The following is a 23764-nucleotide window of genomic DNA, read 5'->3' as shown; positions in this document are numbered from 1 at the left end:
GGCGGGTGTGGCGCCGCCGGTCCGGTAAACGGCGGCGGACCCGCAGGCCGGGGCCTGCGGGTCCGCTTCACCACGTGCGTCAGACCGGTGTTCAGGCGGCCTTCGGAGCGTTGACGTCGCTCGGGAGCGCCTTCTGGGCGACCTCGACGAGCGCGGCGAACGCGTTCTCGTCGTTGACGGCGAGGTCCGCGAGGATCTTGCGGTCCACCTCGATGCTGGCGGCCTTCAGACCCTGGATGAAGCGGTTGTAGGTCATGCCGTTGGCGCGGGCAGCGGCGTTGATGCGCTGGATCCACAGCTGACGGAAGTCGCCCTTGCGCTTCTTGCGGTCGTTGTAGTTGTAGACGAAGGAGTGGGTGACCTGCTCCTTGGCCTTGCGGTACAGGCGCGAGCGCTGACCGCGGTAGCCGCTGGCCTGCTCGAGGATCGCCCGGCGCTTCTTGTGGGCGTTGACCGCCCGCTTGACGCGTGCCACTTGTTAACTCCTTGTAGCGGGGCCGTGGTTGTTCGTCACACGGCCCGGTTCGATTTAGTCCCGGTCCTGATCGCGCGCCACCTGCGGTGAGGGGCGCGACGACTCACTTGCCGAGAAGCTTCTTGATCTTCGCGGCGTCGCCCGGGGCCATCTCGGCGTTGCCGGTGAGGCGACGCGTCAGACGGGACGACTTGTGCTCGAGCAGGTGGCGCTTGCCGGCGCGCTCGCGGAGCACCTTGCCGGAGCCGGTGATCTTGAAGCGCTTCTTGGAACCGCTGTGGGTCTTGTTCTTCGGCATGCGCCGTTCTCTCCTCGTCAGTGGCGCCCCCACCGGCCGGGCCGGCCCGGGAGCGTCAGAATGTTTCGGTTGGTGTCCGGGGCGGGCGCCCCGGCGCAGGTCCGGGGCTCACGCCCAGGAATCACGCCTCGGCGGGCTCCTCGTGGGACTCCTCGGAGGGAACCCCACCCTGGCGCTCCGCCTTGCGGGCGGCCTGCGCCTCGCGGGCCTCGGCCATCGCCTCGGTCTTCTTCTTGTGCGGACCGAGGACCATGATCATGTTTCGGCCGTCCTGCTTCGGATTCGACTCGATGAAGCCGAGGTCCTCCACGTCGGACGCGAGCCGCTGCAGCAGCCGGAAGCCCAGCTCGGGGCGGGACTGCTCGCGACCACGGAACATGATCGTGATCTTGACCTTGTCACCCTGCTTGAGGAACCGAACGACGTGACCCTTTTTGGTGTCGTAGTCGTGCGGGTCGATCTTCGGCCGGAGCTTCATCTCCTTGATGACCGTGTGCGCCTGGTTCTTGCGCGCCTCACGGGCCTTCATGGCCGACTCGTACTTGAACTTTCCGTAGTCCATGAGCTTGCAGACCGGCGGACGTGCGTTCGCGGCCACCTCGACGAGGTCGAGGTCGTACTCCTGCGCAAGCTCCAGGGCCTTCGCAAGCGGCACAATGCCGACCTGCTCGCCGCTGGGACCGACGAGTCGCACCTCAGGGACGCGAATCCGGTCGTTGATGCGGGGCTCGGCGCTGATGGATCCTCCTCGGTAGCACCACGCGACGGCCTGGCGGACTGCCGCGTAACGTCTTTTTCGGTGTGACCTACCGCGCCGGTACATGAAAAACGCCCCGGACGGGACACAGGCGGGGCTCCGTGAATGGATCAGGAGCACCGCCGCGAAGGTCTCCGCGGGGCGCAGCCGGACCGTGACCCGCCAACCGTGAGGTCGGTCGGGTGGGAGATCGGAGCCTCCACTTGTGGGCCGGTCACATGAGTGTCCGGCCGGTCGGAACACCAGAATACACGAGTCAAGGGGTGCGGACCCACCCGTGCGTCCGCTCCCCTTCCCGGCCGGGGAAAGGGCCGTGCCGCGCGGGTCATAGGGTGGACGCGATCCCCTCAGCAGGAAGAGAAGTCCCACGACATGAGCGACCAGACTCCGCAGCAGCAGCCCGGCACCCCCGACCCGGCGAACCCGGACTTCGACGCGATGACCCGTGACATCGCGGACGTGCCGGCGGTCGAGGTGATCACGACGGTGGCGGTCCACCTGATGAGCTCGGCCGCGGTCAACCTCGGCCTCGCCGAGGAGGGCGAGACGCACAAGGACCTGGACGAGGCGCGCAAGCTCATCCACGCGCTGGCCGGCCTGGTGACGGCCAGCGCCACGGAGATCGGCTCGTACCACGCGGCGCCGCTGCGGGACGGGCTGAAGTCGCTCCAGCTGGCCTTCCGCGAGGCGTCGGTCGTCCCGGACGAGCCGGGCCAGGGCCCCGGCGAGAAGTTCACCGGTCCCGTCTACGGCTGATCGGGCGAAAGACGCAGCGGGCCCCGGCCGGGGTGAACCGGCCGGGGCCCGCTGCGTTCCGGGGTGCCGCCGTCAGGGCGTGTGTTCCTTCGCCGCGACCTCGTCGGCGATCAGCCGCGGCTCCTGGGGCGGGTGGGTGAACTGGTGCACCACGGCCGCCAGGGCGCCGCCGAGCAGCGGGGCCACGATGAACATCCACAGCTGGGTGATCGCGGCGCCGCCGGCGAAGAGCGCGGGGCCGATGCTGCGCGCGGGGTTGACGGACGTACCGGTCAGCGGGATGCCGACGAGGTGGACGGTGGCCAGCGCCAGGCCGATCGGCAGGCCGTCGAAGCCGATCACCGCCACCTTGTGCGTCACCGCCAGCACGACGAAGACGAAGAGGAAGGTCAGCACCAGCTCGGTGACGAAGGCGCCGCCGGTGTTGAGGTGGACGGCCGAGCGGTCCCCCCAGCCGTTGCTGCCGAAGGACTCGTGGGTCTGCAGGCCCGGGATCTGCTTGGCCACCAGGAAGAGCAGGGCGGCGCCCACGATGCCGCCCAGTACCTGGGAGATCCAGTACTCGACGGCCGTACGGACATCGATCCTGCGGGCCAGCAGCATGCCGAGCGTCACCGCCGGGTTGATGTGGCACCCGGAGATCGGCCCGAGGGCGTAGGCAAGTGCCAGCATGACGAAACCGAAGCTCAGCGCGATGCCGAAGGTGCCGATGTACTCGCCCGCCAGCACCACCGCGCCGACGCCGAAGAACACCAGGAGCAGCGTGCCGAGGAATTCGGATATGACCGTGCGGGTCTCCGTGGTCTCCATGTGGGCTCTCCTCGCGTGGATCTTGCGCTCTTCTCGCATTGTGGGCCCGGGGAGCGCGACGCGCCCGTTGGCGAGGAGGAGTCCGGCGGCGGGAGGAAGAACCCGGAGGCGGGTCAGCGGCGGTAGAACGGCTCCTCCGCCGGACCGGCGCCGGGCGGCAGCAGGGCCAGGTCGAGGCCGCGTACGAGCCGGGCGCGCAGGGCGTCGTCGGTGGCCAGCGCCTGCGCCAGGCGCTGCGCGACCTCGGCGGTCGGGGCGTCGGGTGCCAGGCCGAGCGCGAGGGTCGCGTCGGTCTCGGCCGACGGTGCGAGGTGGGCGACGAGGACGGCGGGCTCGGCGGCGAGCAGGGTGCGCAGCGCGTCGGTGACGGCGGGGTCGGTGCGCGGGTCGGCGCTCTGCCTGCCCTCGGCGAGTGCGCGCAGGGCGGCGCCGGTGAGCTGGTAGGTCACCGGTCCCGCCAGGTCGACGACGACGGTGTCGGCCTTTTCGTGCGAGGCGGCGAGCAGCGCCTGCTGGAGCGGCACCGCCACCGGCCTGGCGTCGGGCCGCCAGCGCTTGAGGGTGTCCATCGACGTGAAGGCGGGCAGCGCGCGACGGCCGTCGGGTGCCTGGAGGGTGGGGACGGCCATGTCGCTGGTCTTCTCCCGGCGCAGGCCGTCGGGTCCGGTCTCGCTCTCGCCGAGCACCGCGACGACCGGGACCAGGACGCGGGCGCCCGACAGCGCCTCCAGGAGCCGGGGTTCGGTGCTCCGGTCGTCGTCATAGGCGGCCAGCGCGGCCTCCAGGGCCGGGTCGGCGGAGCCGTCGTCGTCGGAGAAACCGGGGTCCGGAATGTTCTTCTGCGCCACGGGGGTGAGCCTAGCGGCCGGGCCGGGCGCCGCCGGGGGCGGGTGTACGCAGGTCAGCGGTGGCCGTGGCGGTCGCGCCAGAGCACGAAGGCGGCGGCCAGCAGGCCCGCTCCCGCGGCGGCGGCGCTCCAGGGGAGCCAGCCGGCCGAGCCGGTCTTCGCGGGCTCGGCGACCGGTCCGTTGCCGAAGTAGCGCTCGGCGTGCGCGGCGGGTGCCGGTTTCTGGGCGGTGGGCTCGATGTCGTCGCCCGCCTCGATGGCGGCTGCGGGGTCGACCAGACCCGCGCCCCGTTCGTCGTCGCGGCCCCCGTCCGGGCGGTCCTGCGCGGTGTCGATCAGCAGTTGCCTGATCTGTGCCGGGCTGAGGTCGGGGTGGACGGAGCGGATGAGCGCGACGCTTCCGGAGACGAAGGCAGCCGCGGCGCTGGTGCCCCAGCCCTCGTAGTAGGTGCGGTCGGGGTTGACGGTGACGACCTGTTCGCCGGGTCCTGAGACGGCGGCGTACCAGTGCTTCGTCGAGAACCTGGACCTGATGCCGTAGCGGTTGACCGCGGTCACGGCGATGACGCCGGGGTAGGCGGCGGGGTAGGAGGCGCGGTTGCCCTCCTTGCCGCCGTTGCCCGCGGAGGCGACGACCGGTACGCCCTTGCCCAGGGCGTACTGGATGGCGGCGTCCTCGCGGGGTTCGGGGTGCGCGGAGGCGCTGTCGTCGCCGAGGGAGAGGTTGATGACGTCGGCGCCGTGGTCGGCGGCGTAGCGGATGCCGTCGGCGAGTGCCCCTGAGCGTTCGGCGCGGGCGCGTTTGCGCTGCGGGTCGTCGTCTTCGAGGATCACCCGCACCGGCAGGATGCGGGCCTGCGGCGCGACGCCGAGCACGCCGTCGACGCGTCCGGGTCCATGGCCGTGACCTGCGATGATGCCGGCCATTCCGGTGCCGTGGGTGGCCCAGGCCGGGTCGCCCTGCGCCGCGCCGAAGCCGACGAGGTCGCGGTCGGGCAGCACCTGGCCCTTGAGGTCGGGGTGGCTCGCGTCGACGCCGGTGTCCAGGACGGCGACGGTGATGCCGTCGCCCTTGGTGGTCTGCCATGCCTCCTGGGCGTGGATCGCCTCCAGTGCCCATTCCTGGGCGCGGATGCCGTCGGCGCGGGCCGGTACGGCGGGCAGCACGGCCAGCGCGGCCGAGCCGAGCGCGACGGCGGCGCCGCGCAGCAGGGCTCCGGTCATGACGACGCCTCCGTGGTCCGGGTGATGCTGCCCGATGCCTTGCGGAAGGTGGCCTCGATGCGGTCGGCGAGGTCCTTGGCGTCGTGGCCGAGACCGGATTCGGCGGGGGCGGTGGTGGCGCCTGCCGTGGTGGCCGCGGTGGCGGGCTGCGGGGTGTCGACCGTGCGTCCGTCGGCGAATCCGGAGACGGCGAAGACGATGACCGGTATGTCGGTGAGCACGCGGATGCTCCAGCTGGCGCGCCGTTCGGGTCCGAAGTCCGCGGCGGGGGTGCCGTCGGCCGGGTACGTGCGGGGCAGCAGGCCCGCGCGCCGGTCCAGGCCCTGGGTGGTGAAGCGGGTGTGCAGGGCCTTGAGGGTGTCCTGGTCGGCCTTGGCGATCTGGGCGCCGACGGTGATGAGGTCGGTGCGGGTGGCGTCGATGTAGGTGGCGCGCAGCAGGCGGGTGCAGCCTGCCGTGGCGAGCGCCTTGGCCAGCGGCGGGTCGTAGGCGTCGGCGCAGCCGCTGTCGGGGGCGAGGGCGATCCGGGTCCAGCGGCGGTCGGCGCCTCCGGGGCCGATGCCGAATCCGTCGACGGTGCGCGGGAAGAGCGCGTCGACGGGGGTGTTGCGCCAGGCGTCGCGGCCCTTGGCGAAGGTGACCTCGGCCGTGGGGCGGGTGTCGGTGTCGTCGGTGAGCCAACTCCCGGCCACCGCGCCGCCGATGAGGCCGACGCCGAGTACCAGGCAGATCACGGCGGCGAGCACGCGCGGGGCGGGGCCGCGGGCCGGGACGAGCAGGGAGGTGCGGGGCGGGGCGGGGGGAAGGTGGGCGGGCGGGAGCGGGGCCCTGGGGCCTGGGAGTCCTGTGGTGCGGGGGGTGGTGGGTGCGGGGGGTGCGCCGGCGGGCGGCGTCGCGGCGCGGGTGCGTGACGGGGCGGCGCCGTCGGCGTTCCCGGTGCTCCGGGCGGACTCGGTGCGGGCCGTCCACAGGTCCTGGCTGCGGGCGAGGTGGAAGGCGGCGGTGTCGCGGAAGGGCGCGGGCCTGCGGGCGGGCGGCGCGGCCGGGGGCACGGCGGGCGCGCGCTCCGGGCGTGGCGGCACGGCGGGCGGCGTCCCGGGGCGCGGCGGGGTACCGGCGGGCGCGGCTGCGGGCTGCGGGGCGGTGGCCCGGCCGGCGGCGGGTGCGGGAGCCCGTTCCGGGGCGGGCGCGGGCGGCGCCGTGCGCAGGACGGCGGTGCGTGACGCGTCGCCGGGCTGCGGCTTCTCGTCGGACGGGGCGGGCGCAGAGGCCGGTTCCGCTGCCGGGGCGGACGCCGAGGCCGAGGTCCGGTCGAGCGAGGGCACGGGGGTGTCGGACGGCACCGTGCGCAGGACCGCGGTCCTGGAGTCCTCGCCGGGCTGCGGCTCCTCGTCGGACGGGGCAGGCGCAGGGGCCGGTTCCGCTGCCGGGGCGGACGCCGAGGCCGAGGTCCGGTCGAGCGACGGGACGGGGGCGTCGGCCGGCACCCTGCGCAGGACCGCGGTCCGCGGGTCGTCGTCGGTGTCGGTGTCCACGAGCGGTGCGGGCGGGGCCTGTTGGCCCGACGGCTGCGGCTGCGCGGGAGTCCTGGGGCGTCCCTCGGGGCGTTCCCCGGCACGCGCGACGGGGGTCGCGGTCCGTTCCGGTGCCCGCGGCGGGGCGGGCGGGGCCTGCGGTGGCGGGGGTATCGGAGGGGTGTTCCGCGTTCCGGCACAGTCGGCCTCGGTGCTCACCCGCGCCCCCTCGCGCCGCTCTCCCCGCACCCGACCAACAATCGGGGCAAGGTGGTCCGTATCCACACAAACCGCCGCTGACCTGCTGGTTGCGGCGTACCGCCACTCTACGGGCTGGCGCGGGCGGGCCTCCAACCCCGTGTCCGTTCTGTCGCTATCTCCCCCCTACCCAGTGGTAGGCGTCTCTGGCAGGCTGCCGCCATGTCCCACTACCCCGCCGACGCGTATGGCGACAAAGCCCGTTACGACCGGGCGACCGCGCACCTCGACGCTCCGCTGGCCCTCGTCGATCTGGACGCCTTCGACGCCAACGCCGCCGATCTGGTGCGCCGCTCGAAGGGCAAGCCGATCCGGGTGGCGAGCAAATCGGTGCGCTGCCGGGCGCTGCTGGAGCGGGTGCTGGCGCGCGACGGCTTCGCGGGGATCATGAGTTTCACCCTCGACGAGTCGCTGTGGCTGGCGCGTTCGGGATTCACCGACATCCTGCTGGCGTACCCGTCGGCGGACCGCACGGCCTTCGGCGAGCTGACCTCGGACGCCGGGCTCGCCGCTGCGGTGACGGTGATGGTCGACGACCCCGCGCAGCTGGACCTGATCGACGCGTCCCGTCCGGCCGGCCGCGGCGCGGAGGTCCGGGTGTGCCTGGAGCTCGACACCTCGTACCGCCTGATGGGCGGCGCGGTCCGGGTCGGGGCGCGCAGGTCGTCGCTGCGCCGGCCGTCCCAACTGGCCGAACTGGCCCGCGTGGTGGCCACCCGCCCCGGGTTCCGGCTGGTGGGGCTGATGGCGTACGAGGGGCACGTGGCGGGGGTCGGCGACGAGGTGTCCGGCAAGCCGGTGTTCTCGCGGGCGGTGCGGGTGATGCAGGCGGCGGCGCGCAAGGAGCTGGCGCAGCGGCGCTGGGAGGCGGTACGGGCGGTGCGGGCGGTGGCGCCGCGCCTGGAGTTCGTCAACGGCGGCGGTACCGGCAGTGTGCAGCACACGGCGGCGGAGGCGGCGATCACCGAGATCGCGGCCGGTTCGGGCCTGTACGTGCCGCGTCTGTTCGACAACTTCCGTTCGTTCAGCGGGCGTCCGGCGGCGCTGTTCGCGCAGCCCGTCGTGCGCCGTCCGGGGCCCGGTGTCGTGACGGTGCTGGGCGGCGGCTATCCGGCGTCGGGCGCCGCGGGCGCGGACCGGCTGCCGGAGCCGCATCTGCCCGCGGGGCTGCGCTACGACCCGCAGGAGGGTGCGGGCGAGGTGCAGACGCCGCTGCTGGGGGCGGCGGCCGACCTGCTGCCGATCGGCGACCGGGTGTGGTTCCGGCACGCGAAGGCCGGTGAGCTGTGCGAGCGGTTCGCGCGGCTGCATCTGGTCGCGGGCGACCGGGTGGTGGAGACGGTGCCGACGTACCGGGGCGAGGGGCGTACGTTCCTGTGAGCGCGGGCCGCGCGGCGTCGGCGCGGCCCGCGCTGCGGGGTCAGGCGTGGATGCGGTCGTGCTGGTCGGGCACGACGGTGCCGTCGGGGCGGCGGACCGGACCGGGGACGCCGTCGGTGTTGGTGTAGCCCTCGGTGGCGCAGGGGTAGGCGCCGGACTTGCGGCCCAGCGGCTCGATGAACATCGGGTTGATCACCCAGCGGTCGTCGGCGTTGTCGTAGCCGCGGCACATCAGTTCGGTCTTGTTGCGGTTGATGGCCAGGTGGGCGCTGGTGGCGTCGTTGACGAACGTGACGTCGGTGTCGGCGTCACCGCCGCCGAGCGCGATGCGGTGCGCGGGGTCCTGCTTGCGCCAGGCTTCGGCGCCCTTGATGTGGAAGATCTCCTGGTTGATGAAGCAGCGCTTGCCGTCGATGTAGGGGATCGCCTCGCCCTGGCCGGTGGGCACGTCACCGCAGCCCTGCATGCCGTAGGTGATTTTGCCGTTCTTCATGACGCTGCGGATCGCGATCGTGTGGGCGCGGTCGAAGCCGACGGACCGGGACCAGACCTCGGCGACGGGTTCGGATCCGGCGGAGACGATGTAGACGTCGAAGCCGGCCCGGCGCAGGGTGCGGACCAGGTCCTTCTGCTGCTCGTAGTAGCGCACGTAGGCGGGGAGCGTGTGGGTGCCGATCTTCACGGTGCTGCCCACGGGCGCGGCGAGCGCGGCCTTGCGTCCGGCGGCGGCGATCCGGCGGATTCCGGCGTCGGTGTGGCCGGCGAACAGCTGCGGCACCCAGGCGTACTGGGGCACCGTGCGCCGGTGGTTCCAGGTGCCGGCGAAGGCCGCCGCGCCGCTCATGGTCTTCCCCTCGCCGCGGATCTCCAGGATCTCGTCGGCGCAGTCGGCGTCGGTGGAGGTGGGCAGCGGCTTGCCGACGGGTACGGAGGTGCCGCAGGCCGTGGTGAGGGCGCGGTCGGCCTCGGGGGTGAGCCACTTGCTGGTGTCGCTCCAGCGGGCGGGGCGCAGGATCTTGTCGTGCCGCAGGGACCAGTTGATCGTCGCGTCGGTGACGTCGTTCTTGGTCATGGTGTTGTCCCAGTCGAACGCGGCGACGGGGGCCCGGCCGTGGCCGTGGGCGAGTCCGGGGTGGCTACAGGTGCCGCGCTCGTCGATGGCGCGTTGCAGCTTGGCGCGGTTGTGGCCGTACCACGGCAGGTCTCTGGAGAGCTGCGGGCAGTTCGTGCCCGGCCGGGCCGCCGCGGTGTCCTGGGCGGCGGAGCGGGTCGGGGTGGCCGCGGTCGCCGGCACGCTGCCGGCGAGGAGCGCGGTCACGGTGAGGCCCAGGGCGAGGGCGTGCCTGTGGCGCATGAGAACTCCGTTGTTCAGAGGGGGCAGGAGGACACCGGGGCCGGCACCACTGCGGTACCGGCCCCGGTGTGATCATGCGACCTTATCGAGGCAGGTCACACGGGTGTGACATACGCCCCGGCGATGCCGCCGTCGACGAGGAACTCGGCGGCGTTGACGAAGGAGGAGTCGTCGCTGGCGAGGAAGGCGACGGCGGCGGCGATCTCCTCGGGCTCGGCGAACCGGCCGACCGGCACGTGCACGAGGCGGCGCGCGGCCCGCTCCGGGTCCTTGGCGAACAGCTCCTTGAGCAGCGGGGTGTTGACGGGCCCCGGGCACAGCGCGTTGACCCTGATGCCCTCGCGGGCGAACTGCACGCCCAGTTCGCGGGACATGGACAGCACGCCGCCCTTGGACGCGGTGTAGCTGATCTGCGAGGTGGCGGCGCCCATCACGGCGACGAAGGACGCGGTGTTGATGATGGAGCCGCGGCCCTGGCGCTGCATGTAGGGCAGGGCGTGCTTGCAGCAGAGGTAGACGGAGGTGAGGTTGACCTCCTGGACGCGCTTCCAGGCGTCGAGCCCGGTGGTGAGGATGGAGTCGTCGTCGGCCGGGGAGATGCCGGCGTTGTTGAAGGCGATGTCGACGGATCCGTAGGTGTCGAACGCGGCCTTGTAGAGCGCCTCGACCTGCTCGGCGTCGGTCACGTCGACCTGGACGAAGAGGCCGCCGACCTCGTCGGCTGCGGCCTTGCCCGCCACCGGGTCGATGTCGGCGCAGACGACGTGGGCGCCTTCGGACGCCAGCCGGCGGGCGGTGGCCAGGCCGATGCCGCTGCCGGCTCCGGTGATCACGGCGGTACGGCCCACCAGGCGGCGGCACACGGGGGTCTGGTCGGTCACTTGCTCTCCTCGGTGCTGATGAAGACGTTCTTGGTCTCGGTGAAGGCGGCCAGCGCGCCGGGGCCCAGTTCACGGCCGAGCCCGGACTGCTTGAACCCGCCGAAGGGGGTCGAATAGCGCACGCTGGCATGGGAGTTGACGGAGAGGTTGCCGGCCGCGACGGCGCGCGAGACGCGCAGCGCGCGGCCGACGTCGCCCGTCCACAGGGAGCCGGACAGGCCGTAGTCGGTGGCGTTGGCGATGCGGACGGCGTCGGCCTCGTCGTCGAAGGGCAGGACGACGGCGACCGGGCCGAAGATCTCCTCCACCGCGCTGCGGTCGTCGGGCCTGCCCTCCAGGACGGTGGCGGGGTACCAGAAGCCCTTGCCCTCGGGGGCCTCGCCGCGGAAGGCGACGGGGGCGCCCTCGGGGACGTAGGACCGTACCCGCTCGCGCTGGGCCGCGGAGATCAGCGGGCCCATGTCGGTGGCGGGGTCGGCGGGGTCGCCCGCGGTGAACGCCTTGACGGCGGGCTCCAGCAGCTCCATGAAGCGGTCGTAGACCGTGCGCTGGACGAGGATGCGGCTGCGGGCGCAGCAGTCCTGTCCGGTGTTGTCGAGGAAGGAGCCGGGGGCGGCTGCGGCGGCTGCCTCGATGTCGGCGTCGGCGAAGACGATGTTGGGGCTCTTGCCGCCGAGTTCGAGGGTGAGGCGCTTGGTCTGCGCGGCGCAGCGGGCGGCGATCTGCCGTCCGGTGGTGGTGGAGCCGGTGAAGACGACCTTGGCGACGCCGGGGTGGTCGACCAGCGCGGTGCCGGTGACAGGCCCCTCGCCCGGCAGGACCTGGAAGAGCCCTTCGGGCAGCCCGGCGTCCAGCGCGTACTGGGCGAGCCGCAGCGCGGTGAGCGGGGTGGTCTCGGCGGGCTTGAGGAGGACGGCGTTGCCGGCCGCGAGGGCGGGGGCGGTGCCCCAGGCGGCGATCGGCATCGGGAAGTTCCAGGGGGCGATGACGGCGACGACGCCGAGCGGTTCCTGGAAGGTGACGTTGATGCCGCCGGCGACCGGGATCTGACTGCCGGTCAGGCGTTCCACTCCCCCGGCCGCGTAGTGCAGCAGGTCGCGGACGTTGCCCGCTTCCCAGGTGGCGTTGCCCAACGGGTGGCCCGCTTCGATGAGTTCGAGTTGGGCGAGCGGCCCGATGTGGGTGTCGACGACATCGGCGAAGCGGCGCAGCAGGCGGGCCCGGTCGCCGGGCGGCAGGGCCGCCCATTTCTCCTGGGCGGCGGCGGCCCGCCGGACCGCGGCGTCGACCTCGGCGGGCGAGGTGGTGGGGACGGTGGCCACCGTGTCCTCGGTCGCCGGGTTGATGATGTCCAGCTCGTGCAGCACGTGACGGTTCCTTACATGCGCTCGAAGGAGCGGAAGCGCTCCCAGTCCGTGACGGCCGCGTCGTAGGCGTCCTGTTCGACGCGGGCCATGTGGCGGTAGTGGTCGACGACCTCGTCGCCGAAGGCGGCGCGGGCGATCGGGCTGTGCTCCCACAGCTCGGCGGCCTCGCGCAGCGTGGTGGGGACGTGTGCGGCGTCGCCGGTGTAGGCGTTGCCTGTGGTGGCGTCGGGGAGTTCCAGCTCGTGTTCTATGCCGTACAGGCCGGCCGCGACCATGCCGGCGACGGCGAGGTAGGGGTTCACGTCGCCGCCCGGCAGCCGGTTCTCCAGCCGGTGCGCGCGGCCGTGGCCGACCACCCGCAGGGCGCAGGTGCGGTTGTCGGGGCCCCAGGCGACGGCGGTGGGCGCGAAGGATCCGGGCCGGAAGCGCTTGTAGGAGTTGATGTTGGGCGCGTAGAGGAGCGTGAAGTCGCGCATCGCGGCCACCTGGCCGGCGAGGAAGTGCCGCATGATGCGGGACATGCCGTACGGGCCGTCCTCGTCGGCGAGTACCGGCCGGCCGTCGGCGTCCTGGAGCGAGAGGTGGATGTGACAGGAGTTGCCCTCGCGCTCGTCGTACTTCGCCATGAAGGTGAGCGACATGCCTTCCTGGGCGGCGATCTCCTTGGCGCCGGTCTTGTAGATGCTGTGCTGGTCGCAGGTGGCCAGCGCCTCGTCGTAGACGAACACGATCTCGTGCTGGCCGAGATTGCACTCGCCCTTGGCGGACTCGACGGTCATCCCGGCCGCGGCCATCTCGTTGCGGATGCGGCGCAGCAGCGGTTCGACCCGGCCGGTGCCGAGGACGGAGTAGTCGGCGTTGTACTGGTTGGCGGGGTTCATCTGCCGGTACCCGCGCGACCAGGCGTCCTCGTAGGTGTCCTTGAAGACCATGAACTCCAGCTCGGTGCCCGCGTACGCGCGCCAGCCGTGCTCGGCGAGACGGTCGAGCTGGCGGCGGAGGATCTGCCGCGGGGAGGCGACCACGGGTGAGTTGTCGTGCCAGGCGAGGTCGGCGGTGATCAGGGCGGTGCCGGGGTTCCAGGGGGTGCGGCGCAGGGTGGCGGGGTCGCCGTGCATCGCGAAGTCGCCGTAGCCGCGTTCCCAGGAGGACATGGCGTAGCCCTCGACGGTGTTGAGGTCGACGTCCACGGCCAGGAGGTAGTTGCAGCCCTCGGTGCCGTGCTCCAGGACGGTGTCGAGGAAGTAGCGGGCGGCGAACCGCTTGCCCTGGAGGCGCCCTTGCATATCGGTGAAGGCGAGGACGACAGTGTCGATCTCCCCGGCGTCGACGAGCATTTTCAGCTCTTCGACGGAGAGCGGGGGCGTGCGGTGTGCCACGGTGTTGCCTCCTGTCGCTGCATCCGGAGGTCATAAGGTATGCACATGAACCATTGCTTGGGAAGGGGCTGAGATGGACGGTGCGGCTGACCGGCTGGCACCCGTACTGCGGCCGGTGCGGGCGGGCAACGGCTTCGAGGAGGCGCTGGAGCAGATACTCCAGGTCGTCCGGCTCGGCCTGGTACCGCAGGGCGAACGGCTGCCCGCGGAGCGGGAGTTGGCGGAGCGGCTGCACATCAGCCGGGTGACCCTGCGCGAGGTGCTGAAGGTGCTCCAGGACGAGGACCTGGTGGAGAGCAGGCGGGGCCGCTACGGCGGCACCTTCGTCCGGGTGCGCACCGCAGGACCGGGCGAGGCGGGGCTGCGGCGCCGGATCGAGCGGATCGACGTCGAGGACACCCTGCGCTTCCGCGAGGTGCTGGAGTCCGGCGCGGCCGGCCTGTGCGCGAGCCACGGCCTGACCGACGAGCAGGGCACCCGGCTGCGGGACGCGCTGGCCGCCACCGGGGACGCGCCGCTCACCGACTACCGCAGGTGCGACACGATGCTGCACCTCACCCTCGCCGAGCTGTCCGGCTCCCCCTCGCTCGCGGCGCAGTACGCTGCGGTGCGGGCGAGCGTGAACGAACTGCTGGACTGCATCCCGCTGTTGGTGCGCAACCTGGAACACTCGCAGACCCAGCACGGCGTCCTGGTCGAAGCGGTCCTGGACGGCGACGCGGACGGGGCGCGCGAGGTGGCGCGTGAACACTGCGGCGGCACCGCGGCACTGCTGCGCGGCTTCCTGACAGGACCGGCCGGGTAACCGGTCCGTAACCGCACAGGTCTTGCGCGGGAGCGAAGAACCCGGCAAAGGTATGCCGCTGAACCTTTGCTTCGGATCCGCACCGGTCCGCAGCACCCACGGCGAGGCAGGAGCGGCTGATGGCCGACAGTACGGAATCGCAGAGCGCACCGCCCGTGACCTCCCCGGGCGGCGGGACATCCACCGACGACACCTACCTGGCGCGCCGTTCGCTGCGCCGCGGCAGCGCGGGACCGCTGCTGCTCACCGGCCTGGGCGTCGCCTACGTCGTCTCCGGCGACTTCTCGGGGTGGAACAACGGCCTGGCCCAGGGCGGCTTCGGCGGCCTGGCCATCGCCGCCGTCCTGATGGGCCTGATGTACACCTGCCTGGTCTTCGCCCTCGCGGAGCTGGCCTCGGTCCTGCCGACGGCGGGCGGCGGCTACGGCTTCGCCCGGCGCGCGCTGGGCACCTGGGGCGGCTTCCTGACCGGCACGGCGATCCTCATCGAGTACGTCCTGGCGCCGGCCGCGATCTCGATCTTCATCGGCGACTACGTCGAATCCCTCGGCCTGTTCGGCCTGCACTCCGGCTGGCCCGTCTACCTCGCCTGCTTCGTGCTCTTCATCGGGATCCACCTGTGGGGCGTGGGCGAGGCGCTGCGCTTCAGCCTGGTCGTCACCGCCGTCGCCGTGGCCGCGCTGCTCGTCTTCGCGCTGGCCGCGCTCAGCGACTTCCACGTGGACGCACTCAACGACATCCCGGTCCGGGAGGGCGCGTTCGGCGCATCCTCCTGGCTGCCGTTCGGCGTGCTGGGCATCTGGGCCGCGTTCCCGTTCGGCATGTGGTTCTTCCTCGGCGTCGAAGGGGTGCCGCTGGCCGCCGAGGAGACCAAGGACCCGGCCCGGGTGCTGCCGAAGGCGATGGCCGCCGCGATGGGTGTCCTGCTGCTGCTCGCGCTGATCACCTTCACCGCGGCGACCGGCGCGCGCGGCTCGGCGGCGATCCAGTCCGTGGGCGATCCGCTGGTGCAGGCGCTCCAGCCGCACGGCGAGCCGACGACCGTCAGCCGGATCGTCAACTACGCGGGCCTGGCAGGGCTCGTGGCGTCCTTCTTCTCGCTGATCTTCGCCGGATCGCGGCAGCTGTTCGCCCTCTCCCGGGCCGGTTACCTGCCCCGCTTCCTCTCCCTGACCAGCCGCCGCAAGGCGCCCTACCTCGGCCTCCTGGTTCCCGGCGCGCTCGGCTTCGGCCTCGCGGCGGCCACCGGGGACGGCGCCCGCATGCTGAACGTCGCGGTGTTCGGCGCCACCATCTCCTACGCCCTGATGGCGCTCTCGCACCTCGTGCTGCGCCGCCGCGAGCCCGCCCTGCACCGCCCGTACCGCACCCCGGGCGGCATGCTCACCTCGTCCGTCGCCTTCGTGCTCGCCTGCTCCGCGCTGGTGGCGACGTTCCTGGTCGACAAGGACGCCGCGCTCATCGCCCTCGGCGTGTACGTCGTGGCGCTCGCCTACTTCGCCTGCTACTCACGGCACCGGCTGGTGGCCGCGGCACCGGAGGAGGAGTTCGCCGCGCTGGCCGCCGCCGAGGCCGAGCTGACCCGCGACTGACACCGTCCGGCCGCCCCCGGCCACCCCGCACCCGTACCGACCCGCACCCACGCACGGAGGACCCGATGTCCCGGCCGCTCATCGGCATCAGCACCTACCTGGAGGACGAGGCACGGTGGGGCGTGTGGACGCTGCCCGCCGCGGTGCTGCCCGCCGGCTACCACCGGATGGTCCAGCGCGCGGGCGGGCTCGCCGCCCTGCTGCCGCCCGACACCGCCGAGGCCGCGGCCGGCGCCGTCGCCCGGCTGGACGGCCTGGTGATCGCCGGCGGCGCGGACGTGGCACCGGCCCGCTACGGCGCCGATCCGCACCCCAGGACCGGGCCGCCCAACGAGGCCAGGGACACCTGGGAACTGGCCCTGATCGAGGCGGCGTTGGACGGCGGCGTACCGCTGCTCGGCGTCTGCCGCGGCCTCCAGCTGCTCAACGTGCTGCGGGGCGGCACCCTCGTCCAGCACCTCGACGGGCACGCCGGGCCGCCCGGCGTCTTCGAGCGGCACGCGGTCGAGCCGGTGCCGGGGACGGCGCTCGCCGCGGTGCTGCCCGAGCCGGTGTCCGTGCCGACCTACCACCACCAGTCCGTGGACCGGATCGGGCGCGGGCTGCTCCCCTCCGGGCATGCCGACGACGGCACCGTGGAGGCCCTGGAGCTGCCGGACGCGCGGGCGTTCACGCTCGCCGTGCAGTGGCACCCGGAGGCGGGCGACGACGACCGGCTGATGGCGGCGCTGGTGGCCGCGGCGCGCGAGCGGTCGGCGGCGCGCTGAGGCAGGCCGACGGCCGCCGGGACGTCAGCGGGCCGCGCCCAGCGCGGCCGACAGCACCTCGGGGGCGGTCGCCAACGACGGTCCGTACCAGGTGAGATGGCGCCCGCTGACCAGCGCGGCGGGCAGCCCGGGGAACGCCTCGGGGCCGTCGTCGGCCGTGAAGCGGTACGGCTCGTCGGGCAGCACGACCAGGTCGGCGCCGCTCGCGGCCAGTTCGGGCAGCGGGATCCGCGGATAGCGCTCGGCGTGCCCGGCGTAGAGCTGCCGGACGCCGATCCTGGCCAGCAGGTCACCGGCGAAGGTGTCACGGCCGAGCACCATCCAGGGCCGCCGCCAGATCGGCACGATCGCGGTCGACTCCGCGGCCCGGGGCGGCAGTCCGCGCCAGGCGTCCCCGGCCGCGTCCAGCCAGTCGGGACGCGGCAGTCCGCAGCGGGCGAGCACCCGGTCCAGCTCGCTCAGCGCCTGGTCCAGCGTGCGGATCTCGGTGACCAGCACGTCGAGACCGGCGGCCCGCAGCGCGTCGAGGTCCTGCGGGCGGTTCTCCTCCTCGTTCGCCAGCACGAGATCGGGGGCGAGCGCGGCGATACGGGCCGTATCGGGGTTCTTGGTGCCGCCGACGCGGACGACGTCGAGGCCCTCCGGGTGGCTGCACCAGTCGGTGGCCCCGACCAGCAAATCCGGCGCCGAGGCGGCCACCGACTCGGTGAGCGAGGGCACCAGGGACACCACCCGGCGCGGGGAACTGTGACCGGTCATGGCCCCACGGTACGCAACTGCCGCCTGCGGGACACCCGTTACGTGCCCCGGCGCGCGTCCCACAGATACGTCTTCAGGGTGCGGCGCAGCACATGGGCCGCGCCGCCCACCAGGACCAGCAGGGCCAGGCCGCCGGCCGCCTGCGTCACGCTCATCCCCGCGGTCCTGACGCCGCGCACGGTGACCGTCTCGGTGTGGCGCGGGCCGCCCGCGCCGCAGTCGACGGTGACGGTGTAGCGGCCGGCCGTGGCGCCGCGCGCGACGGTCGCCACCCCGGCCCTGCCCCGGTCCGAAGGCCGCAGCGGCACGGTGCCGAACAGCGTCGACCGCGCCCGCGCCGTCCCCTCCCCCGTGCACCGCCCGTCGTCGCCGACGGTCACCCGCTCACCGGCCGCCATCGGATCCGGGACGACCCGCGCCGAAGCGGCGGGGGCGCAGAGCGTCAGGGCGGCGACGGCGGACAGCACGGCCGCGGAGATGTGCGCTGGTCTCACGGTCTTCTCCCGCGCCGGCCACGGCCCCGGTGGCCGTGCAGAAGGAACCGGCGCCCTTCGAGCACACCACCGGGCGCCGGGCGGCGCGACGCGGGGACGGCGGCCTTACGCCATCGGACGGACCGGCCGGGTGACGGCGGAGCCGGTCGCGGCGCGGGCCCGGCATGCGGCGAGCCCCGCTCCCGGCCGGATGCCGGGGGCGGGGCTCGCCGTCGTGAAGTGCGTGCCGCTGAGGGCTACTTCACCGGGGCCATCTTGTCGACGATGCCCGGGTGGGCGTCGATCCACTTCTGGACGCCCTTGTCCTCGTTGCCCTTGCCGGCGTCCTGGATGTCCTTCTCCAGGGAGCTCAGCTCATCGGGGGTCATCTTCCAGTTCTTCAACCAGCCGGCGAACTCGGGGAACTTCTCGGGGAAGCTCTTGTTGCCGATCGTCTTGATGTGGTTGTTGGCGCCCCAGGTGCCCTTGGGGTCCTTGAGCTTGGTCAGGTCGTACTTGCTGTACGCCCAGTGCGGGGACCACAGGACGACCGCGATGGGCTCCCGCTTCTGGTAGGCCCGCTGCAGCTCGGCGAGCATGGCGCTGGTCCCGGCCTCGGTGACCTGGAAGTCCTCCAGACCGTACGCGGGGGCGACGGTGCTCTTGAGGCGCTTCATCTCGCCGGTACCCGGCTCGATCCCGATGATCTTGCCCTTGAACTCGTCCTTGTGCTTCGCCAGGTCGTCGAGGGTCTTGACGTCCTTGACGTAGGACGGCACCGCGAGCTCCAGCGAGGTCTTGTCGTACCAGGGCCCGAGGTCGACGAGATCCTTCTTGTACTTGTCCCAGTACTGCTTCTGCGCGACCGGGAGCCAGCCGTCGGTCTCCACGTCGATCTGCCCGGTCGACAGGCCGGTCCACATCGGGCCGACGTCGAGGTTGTGCAGCTTCGGCCGGTAGCCGCGCTTCTCCAGGACGTTCTTCCACAGGTACGTGGTGGCGATGCCCTCGTCCCACGCCGGGTAGCCGATCTCCGGGGCCTTGCCTGCGTCCTTGCCCTTGGCGTAGGAGACGTGGCTGGACGGGGCGATCTTGTCGACCAGACCCGGGTTCTTCTTGAGCCAGCTGCGCACGCCGTCCTGCTCGTGACCGTTGCCGGCCTGCTTGATCTCGTTCTCCAGGCTGGTGAGCTGCTCCTCGTCCAGGTGGAAGTTCTTCATCCACTGGGCGACCTGCGGCTCGTCCTTGGAGAAGCCCTTGCGGCCCAGCATGTGCAGGCTGTCACCGGACCCGAAGGCGCCCTTGGGGTCCTTGAGCTTGGTGAGGTCGTACTTGTTGTACGCCCAGTGCGGGGACCACAGGGTGACCGCGATCGGCTTCTTCGCGCGGATGGAGCGGTCCAGCTCGGCGAGCATCGACGAGGTGCTGGAGTCCTGCACGGAGTACTCGCCGGACAGGCCGTAGTCCTTGAGGACCTTGTCCTTGAGGATCTTCATCTCGCCGGCGCCCGGCTCGATGCCGGTGATCTTGCCCTTGAACTCGCCGCCCTTGCCCTTGAGGTCGTCGAGGGACTTGATGTCCTTCATGTACGACGGGACCGCGATCTCCAGCGACGTCTTGTCGTACCAGGCGCCGAGGTCCTCCAGCTGGTCCTTGTACTTCTTCCAGTACGTCTCGTGCGTCGTCGGCAGCCAGGCGTTGGACTGCACGTCGATGTCGCCGCGGGCCTGACCGGCGAAGAGCGGTCCCGCGTCCAGCGCCTGGAGCTTGGGCTTGAAGCCGCGCTGTTCGAGGATCTCCTTCCACAGGTACGTGGTGGCGCGGCCCTCGTCCCAGTTGACGTACCCCAGGCTGATCGAGCGGCCGTCGCCGTCGCTGCCGCCGGTGCCGTTGCCGCCGCTCTTGTTGAAGTAGCCCATCCCGCCGGCGACCAGCGCCAGCACGACGACGCCGACGGTCGCGAGCGAGGTGGCGGGCTTCCAGCGCAGGAACTTCAGCCCGCCGAGCGCGGCCTGCGCCTTGGCCAGGGCACGCCGGCCGAGCGGCGAGACCCGCTGGTTGAGCGCACCGGTCATCCGGTCCAGGTACACGGCGAGGATGACGACCGACAGACCGGCCTCGGCGCCCAGCTTCACGTCGACGGAGCTGAGCGAGTTGTAGACGGAACCGCCGAGTCCGCCGCCGCCGGCCGTACCGGCGATGACGACCATGGACAGCGCCAGCATGATGACCTGGTTGATACCGGCCATGATCGTGGGCAGCGCCAGCGGCAGCTGCACGCGGAAGAGCGTGCGCCGCGGGTGCGTGCCGAACGCCTCGGCCGCCTCGACCAGTTCCTCGTCGACCTGCCGGATGCCCAGCTCGGTCATGCGGACCGCGGGCGGCATGGAGAAGACGATCGTGGACACGATGCCGGGGACGACGCCGAGCCCGAAGAAGAGGATGCCGGGGATCAGGTAGACCATCGCGGGCATCGTCTGCATCAGGTCGAGTACCGGACGCAGCGCCCCGCCGACGGCGCGGCTGCGGGCCGCCCAGATGCCGAGCGGAACGGCGACCGCGATCGTGATGATGCAGGCCACCAGGACGAGCGACAGTGACGAGATGGTCTCGTCCCACTGCTCGATCGAGTCGATCAGCGCGAAGCCGATGAACGTCAGCAGCGCGGCCGGCAGACCCCGCAGCCACCAGGCGATGACCGCGAAGATGCCGGCGAGTATCAGCGGTTCGGGCCCGGCCAGGACCGCGTGGATCCCGGTGTAGAACCCGTTCAGCACGGTCGTGACGAAGTCGAAGAGCCAGGAGACGTGCGCGGTGAGCCAGTCGACGGCGTCGCTGGCCCAGCTGCCTATGGGAACTCTAGGCACCGGTGATCACCTTGCCCTTGGTGTCGTGGTCCGCGGGGGCGGGGACCGCGGCCGGGGCCGTCTCGTCGCCGCCCTCACCGAGGACGGCCAGCAGCCGGTCGGCCCGTACGACGCCGACGAGCTCGCCCGCCTTGTCGGTGACGGCGACCGGGACGGTGCTGGTGGAGCAGGGGGTGAACAGGTCGACGATGGGGGTGTCGAGGCCGACCGTCGCGGGGGCGGCGGCGAGGAGGTCACCGGCGGTGGCGAGCTTCGTGCCGTCCGGTGCCGTGCCGCCGAGCGCCTCGTCCACGTCGGTCATGATCGCGCCCGCGGTCAGCACCCGGGTGCGGTCGACGTCCTGCGTGAAGGAGGCGACGTAGTCGTTGGCCGGGGTGACGAGGATGTCCTCGGCACTGCCGATCTGCACGATCCGGCCGTCCCGCATGACCGCGATCTTGTCGCCGAGGCGCATCGCCTCGTTGAGGTCGTGGGTGATGAAGACGATGGTCTTCTTCAGGGTCTTCTGCAGTTCCAGCAGCTGGTCCTGCATGTCCCGGCGGATCAGCGGGTCCAGCGCGCTGAAGGACTCGTCCATCAGCAGCAGGTCCGCGTCGGTGGCCAGCGCGCGGGCCAGGCCGACGCGCTGCTGCATGCCGCCGGACAGCTCGTCGGGCCAGGACTTCTCCCAGCCCTTGAGGCCGGTCAGCTCCAGCGCCTCGTAGGCGCGCTTCTCGCGCTCGGCGCGCGGGACGCCCTGCACCTCAAGGCCGTAGGCGGCGTTCTCCAGCACGCTGCGGTGCGGGAAGAGCGCGAAGTGCTGGAAGACCATGGAGATCTTCTCGGAGCGGACCTTGCGCAGTTCCTTGTCGCTGAGCGAGGTCAGGTCCTGGCCGTCGAACCGTACGGTTCCCGCGGTCGGCTCCAGCAGCCCGTTCAGGGTCCGCAGCAGCGTGGACTTACCGGACCCGGACAGACCCATGACGACGAAGATCTGGCCCTCGTCCACCTCGATCGACGCGTCGATCACCGCGGCGGTCGTGCCCTCGGCGCGCAGTTCGTCGCGGTCGGCTCCGTCTTCGAGCCTGCGCACCGCGTCCTTCGGTCGTCTTCCGAACACCATGTACAGGTGCTCGGCTTGAAGCCTGGACACATACACCTCTCTTGTTGCACGAGAAACGACCTGCCACCCCCGTAGGCAGGTCGTGGAGCGGAACGGGATCCGCCCGCCTTTACCGGTAAAAAAGTTGAAGCGCTTACCGGGTCCTCTCCGGGTGCGCGCCTGCCCCTCTTTATCTGGCTCAAACCGTGCCGTGATCCACTTCACATCCATGGGGCGTTTGAGGTATGGGGCATCATGCGAGATGTGACTCGACGCCTGATGCTTCTCGACACCGCCTCCCTCTACTTCCGCGCCTACTTCGGCGTACCGGATTCGGTCAAGGCACCCGACGGCACCCCGGTCAACGCGGTGCGCGGGCTGCTGGACTTCATCGCCCGGCTCGTCCAGGACCATCACCCCGACGACCTGGTCGCCTGCATGGACTTCGACTGGCGCCCCCAGTGGCGGGTCGACCTGATCCCCTCCTACAAGGCGCACCGGGTCGCCACGGAGGCCCCCGCCGGATCCCCCGGGCCGGACGAGGAGGAGATCCCCGACACCCTGTCCCCGCAGGTTCCGGTGATCGAGCAGGTCCTCGACGCGCTGGGCATCGCCCGGGTCGGCGCCGCCGGCTACGAGGCCGACGACGTCATCGGCACCCTCACCGGCCGGGCGGCGGGGCCGGTGGACGTGGTCACCGGCGACCGCGACCTCTTCCAGCTCGTCGACGACCGGCGCGGCGTCCGCATCCTCTATCCGCTCAAGGGCGTCGGCACCCTCCAGATCACCGACGAGGCGCTGCTGCGCGAGAAGTACGGGGTGGACGGCTCCGGCTACGCCGATCTGGCGCTGCTGCGCGGCGACCCGAGCGACGGGCTGCCCGGCGTGCCCGGCATCGGCGAGAAGACCGCCGCCAAGCTGCTGGACGCGTACGGCGACCTCGCCGGGATCATGGCGGCGGCCGACGATCCGGCATCGAAGCTGACCCCGGTCCAGCGCAAGCGCCTGACGGACGCCCGGCCGTACCTCGCCGTCGCCCCGACCGTCGTACGGGTGGCCACCGACGTCGGGATCCCGGACGTCGATCAGGCGCTGCCCCGCGAACCGGCCGACCCCGAGCGGCTGGAAGCGCTCGCCGCCCAGTGGGGTTTGGGGGGATCTTTGCAACGGCTGCTCGACACACTCCGGGCATGAGCTGTTAGGTTAGGTATACCTAACTCATTATCGCGTCAGGGGAGACAGCCGTGGCAGCAGAGCGACCGGCCCGCAAGAAGCAGACGCTGCACCGCGCCGAGGTCCGGCGCACCGAGCAGCTGACCCCGCACATGGTGCGCGTCGTCCTGGGCGGCACGGGGTTGGCCGCGTTCGCGGCGGGCGCCTACAGCGACCACTACATCAAGCTGGTCTTCCCGCTGCCCGGCATCTCCTACCCCGAGCCGTTCGACATGACGCAGATCCGTGCCGAGCTGCCGCGCGACCAGTGGCCCAAGACCCGTACGTACACCGTCCGTTCCTGGGACGCCGAGACCGGCGAGCTGGCCGTCGACTTCGTGGTGCACGGTGACGAGGGGCTGGCCGGGCCGTGGGCCGCCGCCGCGAAGCCGGGCGATGAGCTGCTGTTCCTCGGCCCCGGCGGCGCGTACGTCCCGGAGGCCACGGCCGACTGGCACCTGCTCGCCGGAGACGAGAGCGCGCTGCCCGCCATCGCGGCCTCGCTCGCCCGGATGCCCGCCGGTGTGCCGGTGCACGCCTTCATCGAGGTGGCCGACCCCGCCGAGCAGCAGGAACTGTCCGCACCGGCCGGCGCGGAGATCACCTGGCTGCACCGCGGCGACGCCCCCGTGGGCCGCGAACTGGTCGCCGCCGTCAGCGCGTTGGACTTCCCCGCCGGGCAGGTGCAGGCGTTCGTGCACGGCGAGGCGGGCTTCGTCAAGGAGCTGCGGCGGCTGCTGCGGGTCGAGCGGGAGATCCCGCGCGAGGCGCTGTCGATCTCCGGCTACTGGCGCAACGGCCATGACGAGGACGGCTGGCAGGCGTCCAAGCGGGACTGGAACCAGCAGGTCGAGGCCGAGCAGGAGACCGCGGCTGCCGCATCCTGAAGCACGGCGGTCCCTGACCGC

The 23764-nt window shown here is 72.2% G+C and carries 22 protein-coding genes; 7 read left to right on the top strand and 15 right to left on the bottom strand.

Features of this window, described 5'->3' with window-relative positions; all coding sequences use genetic code 11:
• Nucleotides 1–91: 91 nt before the first annotated feature.
• The 3 genes from rplT to infC all read right to left on the bottom strand — a co-directional run bounded on the left by rplT (nucleotide 92) and on the right by infC (nucleotide 1596).
• Nucleotides 92–475 carry a 50S ribosomal protein L20 gene (gene rplT / locus ACIBK8_RS19550; RefSeq protein ID WP_030278319.1) on the bottom strand — a complete coding sequence of 128 codons (384 nt, stop codon included), beginning with the start codon at nucleotides 473–475 and terminating at the stop codon, nucleotides 92–94.
• A gap of 103 nt (nucleotides 476–578) precedes the next feature.
• A complete protein-coding gene (gene rpmI, locus ACIBK8_RS19545; protein ID WP_215182940.1) occupies nucleotides 579–773 on the bottom strand; it encodes a 50S ribosomal protein L35 in 195 nt (64 codons plus the stop codon).
• A 121-nt stretch (nucleotides 774–894) separates the two neighbouring features.
• The gene (gene infC / locus ACIBK8_RS19540) at nucleotides 895–1596 is read right to left on the bottom strand and encodes a translation initiation factor IF-3 (protein WP_393686140.1); all 702 of its coding nucleotides are present in this window, start codon (nucleotides 1594–1596) and stop codon (nucleotides 895–897) included.
• Nucleotides 1597–1902: 306 nt separating this feature from the next.
• Here infC and ACIBK8_RS19535 point away from each other — a divergent pair, with 306 nt between their 5' ends.
• Nucleotides 1903–2286: a DUF1844 domain-containing protein gene (locus ACIBK8_RS19535; protein ID WP_393686142.1), complete on the top strand. Its 384-nt coding sequence runs from the start codon at nucleotides 1903–1905 to the stop codon at nucleotides 2284–2286.
• Between the two features lie 72 nt (nucleotides 2287–2358).
• Here the strand turns inward: ACIBK8_RS19535 and ACIBK8_RS19530 are convergent, their stop codons facing one another.
• The 4 genes from ACIBK8_RS19530 to ACIBK8_RS19515 form a co-directional block, all read right to left on the bottom strand.
• Nucleotides 2359–3096, bottom strand: coding sequence for an MIP family channel protein (locus tag ACIBK8_RS19530; RefSeq protein ID WP_399043093.1), 738 nt, complete (start codon nucleotides 3094–3096; stop codon nucleotides 2359–2361).
• Nucleotides 3097–3209: 113 nt separating this feature from the next.
• Complete coding sequence (locus ACIBK8_RS19525; RefSeq protein WP_393686145.1) at nucleotides 3210–3944, bottom strand: SseB family protein; 735 nt, start codon at nucleotides 3942–3944, stop codon at nucleotides 3210–3212.
• A 53-nt stretch (nucleotides 3945–3997) separates the two neighbouring features.
• On the bottom strand, nucleotides 3998–5167 hold the full coding sequence (mycP, locus tag ACIBK8_RS19520; RefSeq protein WP_399043092.1) for a type VII secretion-associated serine protease mycosin: 1170 nt from the start codon (nucleotides 5165–5167) through the stop codon (nucleotides 3998–4000).
• Nucleotides 5164–6702 carry a hypothetical protein gene (locus ACIBK8_RS19515; RefSeq protein ID WP_399043091.1) on the bottom strand — a complete coding sequence of 513 codons (1539 nt, stop codon included), beginning with the start codon at nucleotides 6700–6702 and terminating at the stop codon, nucleotides 5164–5166. The genes mycP and ACIBK8_RS19515 overlap by 4 nt, the downstream gene beginning before the upstream one ends.
• Before the next feature lie 399 nt (nucleotides 6703–7101).
• Here ACIBK8_RS19515 and ACIBK8_RS19510 point away from each other — a divergent pair, with 399 nt between their 5' ends.
• Complete coding sequence (locus ACIBK8_RS19510) at nucleotides 7102–8319, top strand: amino acid deaminase/aldolase (protein WP_399043090.1); 1218 nt, start codon at nucleotides 7102–7104, stop codon at nucleotides 8317–8319.
• 40 nt (nucleotides 8320–8359) lie between these two features.
• Here the strand turns inward: ACIBK8_RS19510 and ACIBK8_RS19505 are convergent, their stop codons facing one another.
• From ACIBK8_RS19505 to ACIBK8_RS19490, 4 genes are all read right to left on the bottom strand, one after another.
• Complete coding sequence (locus ACIBK8_RS19505) at nucleotides 8360–9673, bottom strand: haloacid dehalogenase-like hydrolase (RefSeq protein ID WP_399043089.1); 1314 nt, start codon at nucleotides 9671–9673, stop codon at nucleotides 8360–8362.
• A gap of 95 nt (nucleotides 9674–9768) precedes the next feature.
• Nucleotides 9769–10554, bottom strand: coding sequence for a 3-oxoacyl-ACP reductase (locus ACIBK8_RS19500; RefSeq protein WP_399043088.1), 786 nt, complete (start codon nucleotides 10552–10554; stop codon nucleotides 9769–9771).
• Nucleotides 10551–11921, bottom strand: a complete 1371-nt coding sequence (locus ACIBK8_RS19495; protein WP_399043087.1) for an aldehyde dehydrogenase family protein — start codon at nucleotides 11919–11921, stop codon at nucleotides 10551–10553. Before ACIBK8_RS19495 ends, ACIBK8_RS19500 begins: the two co-directional genes overlap by 4 nt.
• A gap of 11 nt (nucleotides 11922–11932) precedes the next feature.
• The gene (locus tag ACIBK8_RS19490; RefSeq protein WP_399043086.1) at nucleotides 11933–13300 is read right to left on the bottom strand and encodes a glutamine synthetase family protein; all 1368 of its coding nucleotides are present in this window, start codon (nucleotides 13298–13300) and stop codon (nucleotides 11933–11935) included.
• A gap of 73 nt (nucleotides 13301–13373) precedes the next feature.
• On the opposite strand from ACIBK8_RS19490, the gene ACIBK8_RS19485 reads away from it, so the two are divergent.
• The 3 genes from ACIBK8_RS19485 (at nucleotide 13374) to ACIBK8_RS19475 (ending at nucleotide 16464) form a co-directional block, all read left to right on the top strand.
• Nucleotides 13374–14105, top strand: a complete 732-nt coding sequence (locus ACIBK8_RS19485) for a FadR/GntR family transcriptional regulator (protein ID WP_399043085.1) — start codon at nucleotides 13374–13376, stop codon at nucleotides 14103–14105.
• A gap of 119 nt (nucleotides 14106–14224) precedes the next feature.
• A complete protein-coding gene (eat, locus tag ACIBK8_RS19480; protein ID WP_399043084.1) occupies nucleotides 14225–15697 on the top strand; it encodes an ethanolamine permease in 1473 nt (490 codons plus the stop codon).
• Between the two features lie 65 nt (nucleotides 15698–15762).
• Complete coding sequence (locus tag ACIBK8_RS19475) at nucleotides 15763–16464, top strand: gamma-glutamyl-gamma-aminobutyrate hydrolase family protein (RefSeq protein WP_399043083.1); 702 nt, start codon at nucleotides 15763–15765, stop codon at nucleotides 16462–16464.
• A 24-nt stretch (nucleotides 16465–16488) separates the two neighbouring features.
• Here ACIBK8_RS19475 and ACIBK8_RS19470 read toward each other — a convergent pair whose 3' ends face one another.
• The 4 genes from ACIBK8_RS19470 to ACIBK8_RS19455 all read right to left on the bottom strand — a co-directional run bounded on the left by ACIBK8_RS19470 (nucleotide 16489) and on the right by ACIBK8_RS19455 (nucleotide 21695).
• Nucleotides 16489–17223, bottom strand: coding sequence for a helical backbone metal receptor (locus tag ACIBK8_RS19470; RefSeq protein ID WP_399043082.1), 735 nt, complete (start codon nucleotides 17221–17223; stop codon nucleotides 16489–16491).
• A gap of 38 nt (nucleotides 17224–17261) precedes the next feature.
• Entirely contained in the window at nucleotides 17262–17717 is a 456-nt protein-coding gene (locus tag ACIBK8_RS19465) for a hypothetical protein (protein WP_399043081.1), read from the bottom strand.
• Nucleotides 17718–17953: 236 nt separating this feature from the next.
• On the bottom strand, nucleotides 17954–20563 hold the full coding sequence (locus ACIBK8_RS19460) for an ABC transporter permease/substrate binding protein (protein ID WP_399043080.1): 2610 nt from the start codon (nucleotides 20561–20563) through the stop codon (nucleotides 17954–17956).
• The gene (locus ACIBK8_RS19455) at nucleotides 20556–21695 is read right to left on the bottom strand and encodes a glycine betaine/L-proline ABC transporter ATP-binding protein (RefSeq protein ID WP_399043079.1); all 1140 of its coding nucleotides are present in this window, start codon (nucleotides 21693–21695) and stop codon (nucleotides 20556–20558) included. The genes ACIBK8_RS19460 and ACIBK8_RS19455 overlap by 8 nt, the downstream gene beginning before the upstream one ends.
• A 228-nt stretch (nucleotides 21696–21923) precedes the next feature.
• Between ACIBK8_RS19455 and ACIBK8_RS19450 the strand changes: the two genes are divergently transcribed.
• A complete protein-coding gene (locus ACIBK8_RS19450) occupies nucleotides 21924–22838 on the top strand; it encodes a 5'-3' exonuclease H3TH domain-containing protein (protein ID WP_399043189.1) in 915 nt (304 codons plus the stop codon).
• 50 nt (nucleotides 22839–22888) lie between these two features.
• Nucleotides 22889–23743 (top strand): siderophore-interacting protein, encoded by an 855-nt coding sequence (locus tag ACIBK8_RS19445; protein WP_399043078.1) that lies wholly within the window; start codon nucleotides 22889–22891, stop codon nucleotides 23741–23743.
• Nucleotides 23744–23764 lie beyond the last annotated feature (21 nt).

It is taken from the genome of Streptomyces sp. NPDC050161 (assembly GCF_044460025.1).
Taxonomy (GTDB): domain Bacteria; phylum Actinomycetota; class Actinomycetes; order Streptomycetales; family Streptomycetaceae; genus Streptomyces.
This window is presented reverse-complemented; position numbering and strand designations above follow the sequence as displayed.